Source organism: Corynebacterium gottingense, assembly GCF_003693265.1.
Taxonomy (GTDB): domain Bacteria; phylum Actinomycetota; class Actinomycetes; order Mycobacteriales; family Mycobacteriaceae; genus Corynebacterium; species Corynebacterium gottingense.
This window is the reverse complement of record NZ_RDRE01000002.1, coordinates 64,289-78,588: the sequence shown is the minus strand read 5'-3', so window position 1 is coordinate 78,588 and position 14,300 is coordinate 64,289. Positions and strand designations below refer to the sequence as shown.

General features: G+C 64.6%; 13 protein-coding genes and 2 pseudogenes. 5 read left to right on the top strand and 10 right to left on the bottom strand.

What is annotated here, in order from left to right:
• Window positions 1-1,251, bottom strand: a complete 1,251-nt coding sequence (xseA, locus tag EAW56_RS02000; protein ID WP_122084829.1) for an exodeoxyribonuclease VII large subunit — start codon at window positions 1,249-1,251, stop codon at window positions 1-3.
• Window positions 1,252-1,405: 154 nt separating this feature from the next.
• Between xseA and EAW56_RS01995 the strand changes: the two genes are divergently transcribed.
• The gene (locus EAW56_RS01995) at window positions 1,406-2,377 is read left to right on the top strand and encodes a 4-hydroxy-3-methylbut-2-enyl diphosphate reductase (protein ID WP_095537663.1); all 972 of its coding nucleotides are present in this window, start codon (window positions 1,406-1,408) and stop codon (window positions 2,375-2,377) included.
• Between the two features lie 3 nt (window positions 2,378-2,380).
• Here EAW56_RS01995 and EAW56_RS01990 read toward each other — a convergent pair whose 3' ends face one another.
• The 3 genes from EAW56_RS01990 to EAW56_RS01980 are packed head-to-tail and all read right to left on the bottom strand — an operon-like array spanning window position 2,381 to window position 5,487.
• The gene (locus tag EAW56_RS01990; protein ID WP_186439381.1) at window positions 2,381-3,010 is read right to left on the bottom strand and encodes a DUF6542 domain-containing protein; all 630 of its coding nucleotides are present in this window, start codon (window positions 3,008-3,010) and stop codon (window positions 2,381-2,383) included.
• A gap of 11 nt (window positions 3,011-3,021) precedes the next feature.
• Window positions 3,022-4,065 carry a DNA recombination protein RmuC gene (locus EAW56_RS01985; RefSeq protein ID WP_095276808.1) on the bottom strand — a complete coding sequence of 348 codons (1,044 nt, stop codon included), beginning with the start codon at window positions 4,063-4,065 and terminating at the stop codon, window positions 3,022-3,024.
• Between the two features lie 30 nt (window positions 4,066-4,095).
• Entirely contained in the window at window positions 4,096-5,487 is a 1,392-nt protein-coding gene (locus tag EAW56_RS01980) for an AI-2E family transporter (RefSeq protein ID WP_415528248.1), read from the bottom strand.
• A gap of 87 nt (window positions 5,488-5,574) precedes the next feature.
• On the opposite strand from EAW56_RS01980, the gene ychF reads away from it, so the two are divergent.
• Window positions 5,575-6,660 (top strand): redox-regulated ATPase YchF, encoded by a 1,086-nt coding sequence (gene ychF / locus EAW56_RS01975; protein ID WP_122084827.1) that lies wholly within the window; start codon window positions 5,575-5,577, stop codon window positions 6,658-6,660.
• 270 nt (window positions 6,661-6,930) lie between these two features.
• On the opposite strand, the gene EAW56_RS01970 is transcribed toward ychF, so the two are convergent.
• Together EAW56_RS01970 and cmtR are read right to left on the bottom strand one after the other, a co-directional pair.
• A complete protein-coding gene (locus EAW56_RS01970) occupies window positions 6,931-8,823 on the bottom strand; it encodes a heavy metal translocating P-type ATPase (RefSeq protein ID WP_005291011.1) in 1,893 nt (630 codons plus the stop codon).
• The gene (cmtR, locus tag EAW56_RS01965; protein ID WP_005291009.1) at window positions 8,820-9,179 is read right to left on the bottom strand and encodes a Cd(II)/Pb(II)-sensing metalloregulatory transcriptional regulator CmtR; all 360 of its coding nucleotides are present in this window, start codon (window positions 9,177-9,179) and stop codon (window positions 8,820-8,822) included. Before cmtR ends, EAW56_RS01970 begins: the two co-directional genes overlap by 4 nt.
• Before the next feature lie 339 nt (window positions 9,180-9,518).
• Between cmtR and EAW56_RS01960 the strand changes: the two genes are divergently transcribed.
• On the top strand, window positions 9,519-10,493 hold the full coding sequence (locus EAW56_RS01960) for an NAD-dependent epimerase/dehydratase family protein (protein WP_005291014.1): 975 nt from the start codon (window positions 9,519-9,521) through the stop codon (window positions 10,491-10,493).
• A gap of 269 nt (window positions 10,494-10,762) precedes the next feature.
• Here EAW56_RS01960 and EAW56_RS01955 read toward each other — a convergent pair.
• The 3 genes and pseudogenes from EAW56_RS01955 to merA all read right to left on the bottom strand — a co-directional run bounded on the left by EAW56_RS01955 (window position 10,763) and on the right by merA (window position 13,113).
• A pseudogene (locus EAW56_RS01955) lies at window positions 10,763-11,152 on the bottom strand (peptide chain release factor I).
• Window positions 11,153-11,344: 192 nt separating this feature from the next.
• The gene (locus EAW56_RS01950; protein WP_122084917.1) at window positions 11,345-11,695 is read right to left on the bottom strand and encodes a hypothetical protein; all 351 of its coding nucleotides are present in this window, start codon (window positions 11,693-11,695) and stop codon (window positions 11,345-11,347) included.
• Window positions 11,692-13,113 (bottom strand): mercury(II) reductase, encoded by a 1,422-nt coding sequence (merA, locus tag EAW56_RS01945; protein ID WP_122084825.1) that lies wholly within the window; start codon window positions 13,111-13,113, stop codon window positions 11,692-11,694. Before merA ends, EAW56_RS01950 begins: the two co-directional genes overlap by 4 nt.
• Window positions 13,114-13,211: 98 nt before the next feature.
• Here merA and EAW56_RS01940 point away from each other — a divergent pair, with 98 nt between their 5' ends.
• A complete protein-coding gene (locus tag EAW56_RS01940; protein ID WP_005290994.1) occupies window positions 13,212-13,601 on the top strand; it encodes a heavy metal-responsive transcriptional regulator in 390 nt (129 codons plus the stop codon).
• 46 nt (window positions 13,602-13,647) lie between these two features.
• Here EAW56_RS01940 and EAW56_RS12955 read toward each other — a convergent pair.
• A pseudogene (locus EAW56_RS12955) lies at window positions 13,648-13,894 on the bottom strand (LLM class flavin-dependent oxidoreductase); the annotation flags it as partial.
• A 119-nt stretch (window positions 13,895-14,013) separates the two neighbouring features.
• Between EAW56_RS12955 and EAW56_RS01930 the strand changes: the two are divergent.
• On the top strand, window positions 14,014-14,295 hold the full coding sequence (locus EAW56_RS01930; RefSeq protein WP_122084824.1) for a type II toxin-antitoxin system RelE/ParE family toxin: 282 nt from the start codon (window positions 14,014-14,016) through the stop codon (window positions 14,293-14,295).
• The last annotated feature ends 5 nt before the right edge of the window (window positions 14,296-14,300 follow it).

The window sequence follows — 14,300 nt, the reverse complement described above, 5'->3', positions numbered from 1 at the left end:
TTAATCTGCTGGTGTGTTGGCCATCGAGGCCGCGGTAATAGAGCCGTCGCCCACGCGGATGCGCAGCTGCGCCCCGGGCGGTGCCTGTTCAATGCTGGTGACCACGTTCGGCCCGCTGCCGTCGCGGGGCAGGACCTGGACAATCGAGTACCCGCGCGCGAGTGTCGCGGAGGGGCCGAGCGCCGCAACCTGCGCGCGTAACGACGCCACGCCGCTGCGCTCCTGCTGCAGCAGGTACGTCACATCGCGGCGAATCTGCGTGCGAGCGCGCTCGAGCTCGTCGCGCCGCCTGGTGATGGGGGACATGGGGTCCGCGAGCGCGGGGCGACTCCGCACCGCAGCGAGGCTGTCCCGCTCGCGCCGCACCCAGCCGCGCAGCGCCGCCGCGGAGCGCTGGCGCGCCTCCGCGATAAGCGCGCGCTCCTGCGCCACGTCGGGCACGACGCGCTTGGCCGCATCGGTGGGCGTTGCCGCGCGCAGGTCCGCGACGTTGTCCAGCACCGGCGTGTCCGGCTCGTGGCCGATGGCGGAAACCACCGGAGTGCGCGCGGCCGCGACCGCGCGCTGGAGCGCCTCCTCCGAAAAGGGCAGCAGGTCCTCCACCGAGCCGCCGCCGCGGGCGATGATGATGACGTCCACGTCCGGGTTGCGGTCGAGCTGCTCGAGTGCCTCGATAATGGCCGGCACCGCGAGTGCGCCTTGCACCGGGGTATTGATGGTGCGGAACTGCACTGCAGGCCAGCGCTGCTGCGCCACGGACTGCACGTCGCGCTCCGCGGCCGAGCCCTTGCCGGTGATCAGCCCGATCGTGGTGGGCAGGTACGGCAGCCGCTGCTTCCGAGCCGGGTCGAACAGCCCCTCCGCGGCGAGCTGCTTGCGCAGCTGCTCGATGCGCGCGAGCAGCTCACCCTCACCGACGTGGCGAATCTCCGTGACCCACATAGAAAACGTGCCGCGCCCGGCGTAGAACGCGGGCTTGCCGCGCACGACAACGCGATCGCCTTCCTTCAGCGGGGTCGGCATGTCGCGCAACATGCCCGAGTTGACGGTGAGCTGCACGCTGACCTGCTCCTGCGTGTCGCGCAGCACCAGGTAGGACAGCTTCCAGGTTGGCTTCGCGTTGATCTGGGCGAGCTGCCCCTCAACCCACAGCCACCCGAGCCGCTCGATCCACCCCTTCACGGTGGTGTTGAGCTTGGAGACTGACCATGGCGCCTCGGGCGTGGTCTTCTCTTTCGCGGTTTCTGCCACCTTTTCTCCTTTCTTCCAAAGCCGAACTTACACAGCGCACTCGCACGGCACACGGGCACAGCGCTTCTCGACGCCACCGTCGCCACGTACGCAGCGCCCCGGGCCGTGCGAAGCCGCCTATTCTTTTAGACGCAGATTGGGTACTGTCGGTTCCATGACTGATCAGGGTAAAAAAGTTCTTCTTGCTGCGCCTCGCGGCTACTGCGCCGGGGTGGATCGCGCGGTAGAGACGGTGGAGAAGGCGCTGGAAAAGTACGGCGCGCCCGTCTACGTGCGCAAACAGATCGTGCACAACAAGTACGTTGTGGAGACCCTTGAGCAGCGCGGCGTAATTTTTGTTGATGAGACCGACGAGGTGCCGGAGGGCGCACACCTCGTCTTTTCCGCGCACGGGATTTCACCGGCGGTGCGTGAGTCCGCCGCGAACCTGAACCTGCGCACGCTTGACGCGTCGTGCCCGCTAGTGACCAAGGTGCACAACGAGGCGAAGCGCTTCGCCCGCGACGGCTTCCACATCCTGCTCGTCGGCCACGAGGGCCACGAGGAGGTCGAGGGCACCGCGGGTGAGGCACCGGAGGTGACGCACCTGGTCGACGGTGTCGAGGGAGTGGAGAGCCTGCCGGAGTCGCTGCAGGACCAGAAGCTGGTGTGGCTCTCCCAGACCACGCTGTCCGTGGACGAGACGATGGAGATCGTGACCAAACTCAAGGAGCGCTTCCCGCACCTGCAGGACCCGCCGAGCGATGACATTTGCTACGCCACCCAAAACCGGCAGGCTGCGGTGAAGAAGATCGCGGCGGACTCCGACCTGGTCGTGGTCGTCGGCTCGCAGAACTCGTCGAATTCGAAGCGCCTGGTCGAGGTGGCGCTGGAGGCCGGTGCGAAGGACTCGCACCTGGTGGATTACGCCTCGCAGATTGACGAGGCGTGGCTCGAGGGCGTGAACACCGTCGGCGTCACGTCCGGTGCGTCCGTCCCCGAGATCCTGGTGGGCCAGGTCGTGGATTTCCTCGCGGAGCGCGGCTACACCGACGTCGAAGAGGTCACCACCACGGTGGAAACCATTACGTTCGCGCTGCCCCGCGATCTGCGTGCGCGGCGCACGAAGGAAAATACCGCGGGCTAGACGCTAGTCGTAGAGGTTGTCGTTCAACCCGCCCCGCGTTCGCTGCGGGCGCGGGTTTTTCTCGCGCTCGGTCTTCGCGCGGTTGAGCAGCTCCTGCACGGACACACTCGAGGTGCGCTCGCGCGCGCGGCGGCTCTGCACGGAGGTGCGCTGGTTGCTCTCTGCGACGCGGTGGCGTTCCGCACTCTCGGAGCGGGCGCGCGCACGGTTTTGCCGCTCGACCAATTTGTAGCGGACCACCGCGATGATGATTGCGCCGATGGTGATGGTGATCAGCGCGGGAAACACTTCCGTGAGCGGGTAAAACACCGTGAGTAGTGCGGCGCGCGAGGAGGTGCCTCCGTTGGCGATCTGGCTGCGCGAGAGCACGTACCCCGTAGCCAACACGGCGATGACAAACATGATCGGCGCGGACGCGACGGTGAGGAAGAGCCCCTTCGGCTCGACGACGGTGGTGACCAGGATGACCCCGACGGCAAAGCATGCAAGCAACGGCCAACCGATTTGGCCGATCATGGTGCACAGCAGTGCTCCGGTCACGAGGGCTGCGAACTGGATGCCAATGGCAGAGCCTGTCGGCAGGCCCTGGAAGGGTGCAGACGGGGCGTTGGTATTCCGGATCACGTGAGACACGGTGACACAGTTTACCCGGCAGCGTGCCGCGGACGCGATGTGGCAGGCGTGAGCGGCGCGGCGTGTGCGCGGCCCGTGGGCACCTCCATATCCTCCAGCCGCCGGGCGGTCACCATGACGCGCGAGTCCATCGACGCCAGCGTGGCGTTGTAGGCTTCCACGGCCTTGTCCAGCGAGGCGCCCACTTTGTTGTAGTGCTCGCCCATCACGCGCAGGCGAGTGTGCAGCTCCGCGCCGAGCCGCTGGATCTCCTTCGCCTTCTCATTGACCGAGTCCTGCCGCCAGCCGAGCGCTACCGTGCGCAGCAGCGCGAACAGGGTGGTGGGGGTGGCGATGACCACGTCGCGCGCAAGCGCGTAGTCGAGGAGCTCAGGGTCGATGGTCAGGCCTGCGTCGAGGAACGGGTCCGCGGGCACGAACATGACCACAAACTCCGGAGTGGGCTGGAACGCCTGGATATAGGACTTGGACGAGAGCGTGTCCACGTGGCGGCGCAGCAAGTGCGCGTGCCGGCGCATGTATGCCTGCTTCTCCTCCGGGTCCTCCGTGTTCAACGCGTCCAGGTACGAGGAGAACGGCACCTTCGCGTCCACCACGACGTTGCGGTCCTGCGAGAGCCGGATCACCATGTCGGGGCGGACGCCTGGAGCGTCGATGCCGCCGCGCAGGTGCGCCTGCACGTCAAAGTCGACGTGCTCCACCATCCCGCCGAGCTCGACGACGCGCTGGAGCTGGATCTCGCCCCACCGCCCGCGCGTTTGCGGGCTGCGCAGGGCGTTAATGAGCTGATCGGTGCGGTCGCCCAGCCGGGCAGAGGTCCGTCCGATCGCCTGGACCTGGCTGGCCAGCGCGTTGCGGCCGACGGCCTGGTCTTTGTCCAGCTCGTCCAGCTGATCCTGGAGCTGCGTGAGTGCACGGGCGACGGGCGCCAGGTCCGCCGGCGGGGCGGGCGTGGGGGTGTTGCGCCTGAGCCAGCTCATGCCAGTGAACAGTCCCGCGATGAAGCCGAGGAGGAGGCCCGTGGCCAGGATGAGAAATGCGGTGGCGGTAGACATGCGCCCGAGTTAACCACACGCACCGAACACCTAAGCCTTGGTTTCGCCCTCCGAGTCGGAATTTCCGAACATTTTGGCGAATCGGGAGTTTTCGTGGGCGTCGATAAGCTTCTTCCAGCTCGACGACCCCTGGGGCTCGTCGGCCTCGAGCTCCTCGACGACCGGCGGGGCGGTCCACTGGCGTTCCTTGCGCCACTCCGCGCGCTCGTGGACGGACTCCTTCTCCTCGATCTCGGCGATGGTGCGGCCTTCCTCGGTGACAAAGTCGAGCTCGGCTGCGAACTTCTCGCCGGAGTGAATGCGCAGGATGTCCAGGACGTAGCGGTAGCACACCGCGATCATCGCGGCCGCGGGCACGGCGAGGAAGCCGCCGATGAGGCCGAACAGGCCGCCGCCGACGGTGACGGAGACCAGGACGATGACCGGGTGCAGGTTCATGGCGCGCGACTGCAGCATGGGGGAGAGGATGTTGCCCTCGAGCTGTTGGACCGCGCAGACGATGGCTAGGACGATGAGAGCCTCGGTGAACCCCAGGGAGACGAGGGCAACGAGGACGGCGAGGGCGCCTGCGGTGACGGCGCCGATGATGGGGATGAAGCCGGCGATGAAAGTGATGACGGCCAGCGTGAACGCCATCGGGACGCCAACGATGGAGATGCCGAGGCCGATGAAGACGGAGTCGACGAGCGAGACGATGGCCTGCGCGACGATGAAACCGCTCAGCGTCTTCCAGGCGCGCGTGAGTAGCTCGGTGGCGTGGAGGCCGGTACGGCCGCCCGTGGCGGAGCGTACCCACGGCAGGAAGCGGTGCCCGTCCTTGAGAAAGAAGAAGGTCAGCACAAGGAGGACCATGAGCGAGACCATGAGGCTCGCCGCGGTGCCCAGGCCGGAGAAGACGCCGCCGGCGATCGCGCCCGCCTGGTTTTGCATCCACTGGGCGACCTCGTTGATCGCCTGGCTGAGGTCGTCGGGGTCCATGTTGAGCGGCGGACCCTGCAGCCACAGCTGCATGCGCTGGATGCCTTCGAGGGCTTGCAGGTAGAGGACACGGGAATGCGAGACGATGTCCGGGGCGATGAGCAGGGCAATTGCGCTGAGCAGGCCGAAAAAGCCCAGCAGGGTGATCGTCGCGGCGAGGCCGGACGGCAGGCCCGCGTTGCGCATCCACGACGCGATGGGGGCCAAGACCGTACAGATGATCAGCGCCAGCACGATCGGCAGGACGCCGGCCCAGAATGCGCCGATGAGGTTGCCCAACGCGAACAGGAACACGGCGATGATGAGCAGGCGCAGCGTCAACATCGCGGCGCCCTTGACCCACGAGTTGATGACCACGCCGCGGTCCACGCGATCCTCCCGTTCGACCGCAGCGGTGTCCTGGGGGTCGGTGACGGTTTCGGTGTTTGCCTTGCTGCTACTCACCCGCACTATTGTGCCCCACTCGCATCCAAAGCGCTCGCACCCCCTGCGTGTCGGGGGAGGAGGCGAAGTGGGCTAGGATAGGCCGACGTGAGCCTTACACTTGGAATCGTCGGACTGCCCAACGTTGGTAAGTCAACCCTCTTCAACGCCCTGACGCGCAACGAGGTGCTTGCTGCCAACTACCCGTTTGCCACCATCGAGCCCAACGTGGGTCTGGTGGAGCTGCCGGACCCGCGCCTGGACCGCCTGGCCGAGATCTTTGAATCTGAGCGGATCCTGCCCGCGACCGTGTCCTTCGTGGACATCGCCGGCATTGTGAAGGGTGCCTCCGAGGGCGAGGGGATGGGCAACGCCTTCTTGGCCAACATCCGCGAGGCGGACGCGATCTGCCAGGTGGTCAGGGCGTTTAGCGACGACAACGTGATCCACGTCGACGGCAAGATCGACCCCGCGAGCGACATTGCCGTGATCAACACCGAGCTGATCCTCGCTGACCTGCAAACCATTGAGAAGGCCCTGCCGCGCCTGGAAAAGGACGGCCGCAAGGACAAGGACATCGCCGCGCAGGCCGAGGAGACGAAGAAGGCCCAGGCCGTGCTCGAAAGCGACCGCACGCTGTTCGCCGCCTCCAAGACCGGCGATATTGACCTCTCCCTGCTGCACCACCTCCACCTGATGACGGCCAAGCCGTTCCTCTACGTGTTCAACTCCGACGAAGACGTGCTGACCGACAACGCCCGTAAGCAGGAGCTGCGCGACGTCGTTGCCCCCGCCGACGCAGTCTTCCTCGACGCCCAGACAGAGACCGAGCTTTTGGAGCTTGACGACGAAGACGCGTCCGAACTCCTCGCCGCCGTCGGCCAGGACGAGCCGGGCCTGCAGACGCTGGCGAAGGCCGGCTTTGACACCCTGGGCCTGCAGACCTACCTGACCGCCGGCCCGAAGGAGGCGCGCGCCTGGACCATCCACAAGGGCGACACCGCCCCGCAGGCGGCCGGCGTGATCCACTCTGACTTTGAGAAGGGCTTCATCAAGGCCGAGATCGTCGCCTTCGAGGACCTGGATGAGCTTGGTTCCATGGCAGAGGCACGTGCCCACGGCAAGGTGCGCCAGGAGGGCAAGGATTACGTCATGGTCGACGGCGACGTCGTTGAATTCAAATTTAATGTGTAACGCGGAGCGTTAATGACGTTTCGCGTTATTGGGGGGAGGTTGAAGAGCGCTGTCTCTAACTCCGGTTTTCGTTCGGCCTCGGTCCATTCCGCTACCTCGTGTGTAGAATCTGCAAGCGGTATCGGGCCGTTGAACTATTAGGTTCACCCACAGTTCCCGTGCCTGCACGCATCGAGAAGGACCAGGTGGTGAACTCGAATGACTCGCCTGGTCCAACGTGTGTGCGCTCGGCGCGTGGTTTAACTCTTATAAGACTTGCCGGTCACAGCCTCAGCGTTTCGCTCGTGCAGCCCGCAGGCCGTTCAAGATCACGATGACTTCAGCGACTTCGTGAACCAACACGACGGCGGCCAGGCCCAGCACACCGCTGATCGCCAGTGGCATCAACACGATGATGATGGCCAGAGACAGCACGATGTTCTGGTTGATGATCCTGCTGCCTCGGCGGGCGTGCTGCAGCGCCTGCGGGATCAGCCGGAGGTCGTGGCCAGTGAAGGCGACGTCAGCGGACTCGATCGCGGCGTCAGAGCCGGTTGCTCCCATCGCAATGCCCACCGTCGCGCCCGCCAGTGCCGGCGCGTCGTTGATGCCGTCGCCGATCATCGCCGTCGGCGTCTTGGAGGAAAATTCGGCGACGATGCTTGCCTTGTCCTCAGGGCGCAGCTCGGCGCGCACGTCGTCGATTCCGGCGATTTCAGCCAGCGCCCGGGCGGTGCGAGTGTTGTCGCCGGTGAGCATGCTCACTTCCACATCGTTGGCGCGCAGGGTCTGCACGGCTTCGGGAACCTCGGGACGCAGCTCGTCGCGGACACCGATCGCTCCGGCGAGAGCGTCATCGACGGTGACTAGGACGCAGGTCTGGCCTTCGGACTCCATGCGCTCAACGTCTGCCTTCAGTGGCCCGGCGTCGATCCACCGGGGGCTGCCCACCAGCACCCGTCGGCCTTCGACGGTGCCGCTGATGCCGTGCCCGGCTTCCTCGCTGATGTCCTGGGCGGCGGGCGCTTCGGGCCCCGCTGCCGCGATCGCCGCGGCGAGGGGGTGCGTCGATTGCTGCTCAACTGCCGCCGCGAAAGTAAGCACCTGCGCCCGATCAAACCTGTCTGCCGGGACCACGCCGGTAACCTCGGGCTGGTTGCGGGTGAGGGTTCCGGTCTTGTCCACCGCCAGGTGACGGATGCCGCCGAGCCGCTCGAACGCCGCGCCAGACTTGATGACCACGCCGAACTGGCTGGCCGCGCCGATCGCGGCCACGACCGTCAGCGGCACGGAGATTGCCAGCGCGCACGGCGACGCTGCGACCAGAACCACCAACGCACGGGTGATCCACGTCTCGGGGTCGCCCAGCAGCGAGCCGATCACGCCGACTAGCACCGCCAGGATCATCACCCCGGGCACTAGGGGTTGGGCAATCCGGTCGGCGATCCGGGCGCGGTCGCCCTTTTCCGCCTGCGCCTGCTCGACCAGGTCCACGAGTGTGGTCAGCGAGTTGTCCGTTCCAGCTGCGGTCGTCTGGACTTCCAGCACACCGGCGGAGTTGATCGCTCCCGCGGGCACCTCGTCGCCGGGCGCAACCTCCTCCGGAATGGATTCTCCGGTGATCGCTGAGGTGTCAAGGCTGGAGCGCCCAGACCGAATGATGCCGTCCGTGGCGATCCGCTCTCCGGGGCGCACGAGCATAAGCTCGCCAGCCGCGAGGTCCTTCGCTGCGACCTCGACCGACGTGCCGTCGCGCAGCACCGTCGCGGTCTGCGGTACCAACTTCAACAGTGCCCGCAGTCCGCCCTGCGCCCGGTCCATCGCCTTGTCTTCCAGCGCCTCGGCGATCGAGTACAGGAACGCTAGCGCCGCGGCCTCTCCGACGTAACCGAGGATTACCGCGCCGACCGCGCTGATGGTCATCAGCAAACCAATGCCGAGCTTGCGCTTCGTGACAAGGTTTCGGATCGCGTCGGGCGCGAACGTATACGCCCCTAGCAGCAGGCCGACCCAGAACAGTACTGTCGCGGGTGTCGCTAGCCCGGACCAGCCCAGCGCCAGGCCTACGCAGAGGGCTACGCCGGAGAAGATCGGCAGTAGCAACTCGGGGTCCTTCCACCATGGCCGATCGAGTTCTTCGATCTCCGTGGCGGGTTCGTGTTCGCATCCACACGCCGAGCTCATGCGTCCTCTCCCTTCTCGCCGCAGCCGGGCACCGAGCACTCAGGGTCGATGCACGGGGCGTTTTCGTCGACAGCCAACGTCGCGTTCACCAGCGCGTTGAGCGCTGCCGCGAGGTGCGGATCGGCGATTTCGTAGCGTGTCTTGCGGCCCTCCGGCTCGGCAACGACGATGCCGCAGTCACGCAGGCAGGTCAGGTGGTTCGAGACGTTTGAGCGGGTCAGGCCCAGGTCGCGCGAAAGTACGGCCGGGTAGCTCGGGCCGTCGAGTAGTGTCATCAGGATTCTGGAACGCGTCGGATCCGCCATGGCCCGGCCGAGCCGGTTCATGACGTCGAGGCGTGAAGCAATAGTCAGCATGTGCTGAACAATACATCGTGTGCTGAACTATTCAAAGTGTGCTGAACTGACAGTTACGCGAAGGTCCTGCGACCTGCAAGAATTAGTCGATGGGATAGCAGATGACTGATCCTTTGTGGTTCGGCTGCCACCCAACGCGGGAGCGACGTGGGTGGCGAGGTTCTCGAGAAAGTTACTTTGCAACTACATACCGTGGAATTTAAGTTCAATGTGTAGGTTAGCCGAATAAGAAGCTCTGGCAGATGGTGGGGTAATCCTGCTCTGACATCTTATTCCAGCTTGGATGCGCTGGGATTAGGACTGGTCACGTGTGAGAAGGTTTCGTGTACAACTAGGGACATGAACTTTTTGTTGCTCGGTGGTACCGGTTTCCTTGGAGGGCACATTGCGTTTGCAGCAGTCGAGCGAGGACATCAAGTTACTTGCCTCGCGCGGGGTAACGGGAAGGTTCCCAACGGAACCGAATTTGTGAGTTCAGACCGTGACCGTGACGGTGCGTACGATGAGGTTGCGGGGAAAACTTGGGACACCATTGTGGATCTGACGAGTCAGCCGAAGCATGCGCGGGATGCGGCGGCGAAACTCCAGGCCAAGCATCGTATATTTGTGTCTTCGAGCAGCGTATATGAGGATCAGGGAAGTATTTCTTCCGAGTCTGATTCTGTAGTCGCTCCGCTTGAAATTGACTACATGGAGAACATGGGGCAGTACCCAGCCGCAAAGTCTGCTTGCGAAACGACTTATCGAAGCACAAATCGGTCGGTAATGGTAGTTCGACCCGGTCTGATCGCCGGCTACGGCGACGAAACAGGGCGCAGTGGTTACTATCCGTGGCGCTTCGCGCATCCCACGGGTGAGAACGTGATCGTCCCAGACCCGGCGTTTCCCGTCGCTATGATCGATGTGAAAGACCTTGCAGGCTGGATAGTTGAGTCCGCAGAAGTCGGGACTTTCGGAACCTTTAATGCTACGGGGTTTGCTACTTCCTTGTCCGATGTGTTCAAGATTTCGCGGGAGTTAACCGCATCGGAGTCTACGGAGCGACCTTGCTCTGATGAACTGCTTCTCGCTAATGATGTAACCCCGTGGATGGGCCCAAAATCGTTGCCGTTGTGGGTACCAGGTGAACAGTTTCGCAACATCGCGCTACTCGATTGCACCGCAGCCTACGAAGCGGGCCTGCGGATTCGCCCGTTGAAAGAAACATTGGCGGATGCGCTGCGATTCGAAGAGGAACAACACGGTGAAAGACTTGCCGGGCTCAGCGATGAAGAAGAAGTCGTGCTTCGCCAGCGGTTAGAAGATGGTATTTAGTTTCGGCACCAACAGTTCTAGCTGCAGCCAGGACCGTGCTCAGTTGGTTTTCGTTCCGCGACTGACTGTGAGAATGAGTCCGAATCTGGCGTGAGGGCAACTTCGGCGGTGCCAGCTCTTCGTGACGGGGAGCGATCTAGCCTGCGGAGGTTGCCTTTCCGAGCAGAAAACGCCTTGCGGCACACTTTTCAGGTTTCTCGAATCGCTTACAACTGAGTGAGGTAGCCTTCTTTCGCCACTCCGTCGAGTTCAAGTTCAACGTGTAGTGCTTAACCTCTGCGATGAACTCTTTGATCCCGGGACGTGATGAGGACTGGGGCTATTGTGCTCCCCCGAACGCTACGGCCCGGGGGCACGAGGCTGTGTCGCAGGTGCAAGCGAGAGGACCACTAGCGAAACACAGACCGCTGAGTCGACGCAGTCACGGTAAAGACGGAGCCGTCTAGGCGGTGCTCGAGGTTGCGCGAGATACGGTGACGCTGGGCGTCGGTAAGCGATGCGCATTCGGCGACATCGATGGAAAGCTGGACTTTGCCGTCCGTCGTGTTGACGCCCTGGCCGCCCGGAGTCGACGATTTCGCGAAACGCTCCGCGAGATCGGCGGCGATGACCGCACCGTCGGGGATCCCCGGGCCGGGCGCTATGGTCATGTCGTTCATGCCGCCCAGCCTAGGTGCCCACAACCCTTTCTCGTCTCGGCGGAAGCGGAGACCGCGTCGCGACGGCCGGGATCCAGCCTCAGTATTATCCTCGTTACCGGTTGATTCGAACGCTTTTTGCTCCTCCTTCTCCCGTCGGGCTTCGATTTTAGCGGCCTCCGCAGGTGGCAGTGATCGCTGGATCCGCTCGAACTACCGGTTCCGATCAGCGGTCGAAGGATTTTCGCAGCAGCCAGACCTGCGGCGCCGGTGCCGCCGCCGTAGCCTGACGAGCATCCCTGCCATGACGGCCATCACGACGGCGGTCCCGGCACCGATGATCCAGGGATTACCGAGGAGCCCACCGACGGCTGCGAGTGCTCCGCCCGCCGCGATGAACGGCAGGCCGCAGCAGAGCAGCGACGGAAGCGCGCAGCATGCCAGCAAGAGCAGCCCGGTCACTGCAGCGACGACGGGACCGGCGCGCCATTCGTCGCGGTCCTGATCGGCGCTCATCGTCTGCTTCAGGATGAGATCTCCCCGATTGCCTGCGTTGCCGTTCATACGCAGCACGACAGCAGCGACGGGTCGGTGGTGAAGGCCTTCGCGGCGATCCGGATGCCCTCGGCCATGGTCAGGTAGGGGGCCCAGGCGTTGGCGACCTCGGCGACGGTCCTGCCGAGCACGTGGACGCCTGCGGCGGCGAGCTCCCCGGCGTCTTTGGCGACGGCGGTCAGGCCGAGGATCTCGTTCGTCTCGGCGTTCACGACGATCTTGATGAACCCGCGGGTGTCGCGGTTCACCAAGGCGCGGGGCACGTGGTGCAGGGGCAGGACGCGGCAGTCGCAGCGGATCCCCGCGGCGAGGACGTCCTTCTCGGTCATCCCGACCGCGCCGATCGCGGGCCCGGTGAACGTCACCCGCGGCAGGCGGGCGTAGTCGACGGACCGGTCGGCGTCGGCGAACGCGTTCTCGGCGACGAGGGTGCCGTGGTGGGCGGCGACGTAGACGAACTCGGGGTGCCCGGTCACGTCGCCCGCGGCCCAGACCCGCGGGTTCGAGGACTGCAGCCGGTCGGAGACGACCACCTCGCCGGAGTCTCCGGTATTCACCCCGACCGCATCGAGGTTCAGGCCATCGGTGACGGGACGGCGTCCGAGGGCGACCAGGACCTGGTCGGCGCGGAACTCCTGCGAGCCGCCGGACAAGGCGGCGGTCACGACGGCCTCGCCTCCCGTGCCGCGGGAGACCCGGGTGGGCACTGCGCGGCTGACGACGCGGATGCCCTCGTCGGCGAACACCTCCTGGAGCGCCTTCGACACCTCCGGCTCCTCCTTCGAGGCGAGCCGGGACCGCACGAGCAGCGTGACCTGCGAGCCGAGGCGGGCGAACAGCTGCGCCTGCTCCAGGGCGACGTAGCCGCCGCCGAGCACCAGCAGCGACTCGGGGACCTCCGTCAGCTCCATCGCCGTGGTCGAGGTCAGGTATCCGGTCTCCTCCAGGCCGTCGATCGGCGGTGCCCACGGGCGAGAACCAGTCGCGACCAGGTAGTGGTGGGCCTCGATGGTCTCGACGCTTCCGTCGGATCCGGCAACATCGAGAACCGGCGCATCAGGGGTGCCCACGAACGAGGCGTCGCCGCGGAGGACCTGCCAGCCGTAGGAGTCGGCGACGTCGGCGTACTTCTCGCCGCGCAGCGACTCCACCAACGCTTGCTTCCCAGCGATCAGCGCGGGCATGTCGACGGGATCCGCCGTCGTCGCGATCCCGGGGAACCGGGTTGCGGCGTCGACCGCGACGTGCCGCGCGCCGGCCGCGGCAATGAGCGCCTTCGACGGGACGCAGCCCGTGTTCACGCAGGTGCCGCCGAGCGTCCCACGCTCGATCATCACCACCGACTTCCCGAGCGTGCTGGCGCGGATCGCAGCGGCGAACGCGCCGCCTCCCGATCCGATGATGGCGAGATCGTACTTCGTAGGCATCGCTGCTCCTGTCAACTCTTGGCTTTCTGCTCTGTCTCAGCCATACTGGACCTTCCAGTGCAGGGGAAGGTCAAGCGCTGCCACGGAGGGAGACAGTAATGTGGATCGGAGAACTCGCCGAGAGGGCGGGCACTACCGCGAAGACCCTTCGCTTCTACGAGGAACAGGGCCTTCTGCCCCCGACCGAGCGCACGCCGTCCGGATACCGCGACTACGCGCCCGAGACGGTCGCTCGGATCGACTTCATCCACCGCGGCCAGGCCGCGGGCCTCACTCTCGCCCAGATCCGCCAGATCCTCGACATCCGCGACGGCGGCCATGCGCCCTGCGAGCACGTGCGCGACCTGCTTGACGTGCGCCTCGCTGAGATCGAGCAGCAGATCGCGCAGCTCTCCGTGCTGCGCGACACTATCGCGGACCTTAGCCAGGACGCCGCGCACCCGGATCCTGAAACGTGCAGCACCGATCAAGTGTGTAGGTACTTGTAGACGGCGGGAGTCAATGACTCAAACGCTACAACCCCGATATGCGCTAGCGCATGTCGATGCCGCCGGTGCCCACCTCGATGATTTTGGTGGTGGCCGCGATAGCACACAGCAGCGGCATCGGGGGCGGAGGTCTGCAGCGCGAAGTGGTGGACTCGGAAGGACGCGTTGTTCACGCCGATTTCGTCCGCAGCCTGGGTGATCTCCAGACGAGTCTTGGCGATCTTTTCCGCAGATGGCCCGCACTAGCTGCCGAAGGCGTAATGCCCGAAGCTTAAGAAGCCGAACGCTTTCATTGGATAACACTCCTTTTGATGTTAACGAGAGGGGGTAACTTTGCAACGACATACCGTGGAGTTTAAATTTAACGTTTAGCGTTATTGACGCTTTGCGTTATGGGGGGATAGGGTGAAGCATGATCCAGTCATTCGGGAACCGAGAAACGGAACTCGTGTTTTTACGTGAGCAGGTTCCGAAACTGGATACTCGGATCCACAAATCGGCGAACAAGAAGCTCCACCAACTCGATGCTGCAGTTTCCCTGGACTCCCTTCGCGTACCTCCGGGGAATCGCCTAGAAGCTCTAAAAGGCGATAGGAAGGGGACGTTCAGTATTCGAGTGAACGACCAGTGGAGAATTACTTTTCGGTGGACGAGTGCGGGGCCCGAACAAGTGACCATCGAGGACTACCACTAAGGAAT